The sequence below is a fragment of the Aquirufa sp. OSTEICH-129A genome (assembly GCF_054558355.1).
This window is the reverse complement of the sequence record NZ_JBPXKC010000020.1, coordinates 1-348: the sequence shown is the minus strand read 5'-3', so window position 1 is coordinate 348 and position 348 is coordinate 1. Positions and strand designations below refer to the sequence as shown.

Sequence of the window (348 nt, the reverse complement as noted above, 5' to 3'; positions counted from 1 at the left end):
TGATTTTGTACAAAGCAGAATCAGCTACGGTGAATGCGAGTGATGGTACAATTAACTCGAACACAGGCGGAACTTTGAATGTGACAGTTGGTTCATCGACGATGACGAAATTGGCAGTAAGCTTAGCGAGTCCGCAGATTAATGGCACAGCCTTTACAGGAACGAATACATTAACTGCACAAGATGCTTATGGTAATACTGCTACTGGATTTGATGCCTCGGCAAACAATGTAACGGTGACTAATTCCTTAGGAGGAACGGTGACTGGTTTAGGATCTGGAGGAACCAATGTATTGAATCAAGCTGGAGACTTTACAAGTGGAGTAGCTAATTTAACTAGTGATGGAA

1 protein-coding gene is annotated in these 348 nt (G+C 42.5%); it reads left to right on the top strand.

All coding sequences use genetic code 11. The features are described from left to right. Nucleotides 1-348 (top strand): hypothetical protein (locus SKC36_RS12335; protein WP_459466077.1); only part of this gene is annotated, 348 nt, incomplete at both ends.